This window comes from Oleiphilus sp. HI0128, assembly GCF_001635365.1.
In genome coordinates this window covers 1-1,954 of sequence record NZ_LWGG01001597.1, presented here as the reverse complement: position 1 = coordinate 1,954, position 1,954 = coordinate 1, and the positions used below count along the sequence as shown (strand labels likewise).

Sequence of the window (1,954 nt, the reverse complement as noted above, 5' to 3'; positions counted from 1 at the left end):
CTGTGTAGCAAAGCGGCGAGCGGCTTGCACCCGGGTGTTAATGGTTGAATTAGGACCAGTAAACGGAGCAGAAAGTTTAACTCTATCCTGAACGGATGAACTGACCAGTTTTGCCAACGCACCCACTAACTGCGGGGTGTTCGAGGCTTGTTCTTTGATTGCGTCGATAGCTTGATCAAGCGCGCCTTGCCAAGTCGCAATGTGTTCGCCGCTTTTAATTTTCTTTGGCGTACCAATAGACCAAGGCGGTCTTGTATCGATATCGTCTGGAGACTCGCTTAGTGTGCGTTGCAATAAACGTACACCGCTTATGCCATCAATTAAGGAGTGGTGCATTTTGGTGTAGATGGCAAAGCGATTATTTTCCAGACCTTCGATGACATGGCACTCCCATAGAGGGCGTTTAAAGTCCATACGGTTGGAGTGTAATCTCGATACAAGTATACCCAACTCTCGTTCACCGCCTGGTTTGGGTAGAGCCGAATGACGTACGTGATAATCTAGGTCTATGTTCTTATCGATAACCCAAGACGGTGCGAGTAAGCGGCCCAGTAAGCTAGGCTTCGCGAGCTTTTTGTTCCAGGGGGAAACAATATCTCCAGCCGATTTCATGCGATGAACATCGTCGCGTAAAAAATTAGCAGGAGCATCTTTGGGGAGAGATAAAATTTGCAGATTGCCAACATGCATTGGCGTCTCTTCGGTATCCAATGCCAACCAAGAGGCATCAAGTATGTTTATCTTGTTATTCTGAGTCATTTTGCCAGGCCTTTTGGGAGTAATGAATACAAAGCGGAATCTTAACACACTTACTATATTAGACCATTAAACTTTATTGCCTAGGTCTATGAAGATATCGGAACTATTTATGTTCGCAGACAAGAAATTTACTTTTGGTATAGCAAATTTTGAAATGGAGTTGTCGTGAACCTTTTATTCGGCAGGGAGGGGGAATGGGGGCATATCGCGAATGGAGTTTTAAGAACCTGAAGATAGAGCAGGCTAAATGAAGTTAGAACAACTTTAGCCTGCTAGAGAAGCATAATACTACTTCACTGCACACATATCTTTTTTGGCCAGGCTAAGTGCTTTTAGTACATCAGCACGTCTAATAATGCCGATCACTTTATCATTTTCTATTACTGGGTAGATCTTGGGCCCTTTCCTTAGCATGCTTTCTGCTAGCTTAAGAATATCTTCATCAGGGGATACGGATAGAGGATTCTCTCGCATAATGTCAGCTGCTACTTCGTGGCTATCACAATAGTAGGTATTGTTGAGCATCTGCTTGATGCAGTTTTGCTCAGTGATAAAACCTACCAGTTTGCCGTCAGTATCTAACACTGGCGCTCCTACGATATGGCTTTTGGTAAGTGTTTTAACGACTTCTTCAACGCTAGTATCAAGTTTAAATGAGTATGTCGCTGGGTGCATGTAATCGCGAACGTAAACCTTGGGAGATTCCATCTTGCCTCCAATAAAATTTGTAATGTATAAATGAGTTTGTTGAAGTGAGCATACTACGAGGTTTCTACTAGTGTGATGACCGGTGTCAATTTGAGTGCATTCCTATAAGGAACTAGTAATCACTTTAAAATAAATACACTATTTGCTGAAGCTGCTATAATTTCGCGCTTTCTATCTTTCGAGTTGATTTGTTATATGTCTGAGAACTTTATCTGGCTTGCAATTGTTGTCGGTAGTCTTGTTTCTATTTTCTTATTCCGTTTTAGCTTCAAAACATGGAACAAAATTCAAAGAATAGAGGACGCGAAAAAAGCTTATCTGGAGGAGGTGGCTGAAAAGAAAGATAAGGCCCTCAACAGCATTAAGGTTATCGCACAATGCATGTTAGACGAGCAGGTTGAGCTGTCGGAAGGATGCATTAGAATTAAAGTGCTACTTGACCATTTAGCCCCCAACCTGCATGAAGATGAGCGGTTTTCAGTGTTTA

General features: G+C 42.5%; 3 protein-coding genes. 1 reads left to right on the top strand and 2 read right to left on the bottom strand.

The window, feature by feature from the left end:
- Together A3763_RS26170 and A3763_RS26165 are read right to left on the bottom strand one after the other, a co-directional pair.
- On the bottom strand, nucleotides 1-759 hold a 759-nt coding region (locus A3763_RS26170), incomplete at its 3' end, for a wax ester/triacylglycerol synthase family O-acyltransferase (protein ID WP_197483149.1).
- Nucleotides 760-1,047: 288 nt separating this feature from the next.
- Nucleotides 1,048-1,467, bottom strand: a complete 420-nt coding sequence (locus tag A3763_RS26165) for a CBS domain-containing protein (protein ID WP_068507387.1) — start codon at nucleotides 1,465-1,467, stop codon at nucleotides 1,048-1,050.
- Between the two features lie 195 nt (nucleotides 1,468-1,662).
- Here A3763_RS26165 and A3763_RS26160 point away from each other — a divergent pair.
- A partial coding sequence (locus tag A3763_RS26160) for a DUF2489 domain-containing protein (RefSeq protein WP_156495351.1) occupies nucleotides 1,663-1,954 on the top strand: 292 nt, incomplete at its 3' end.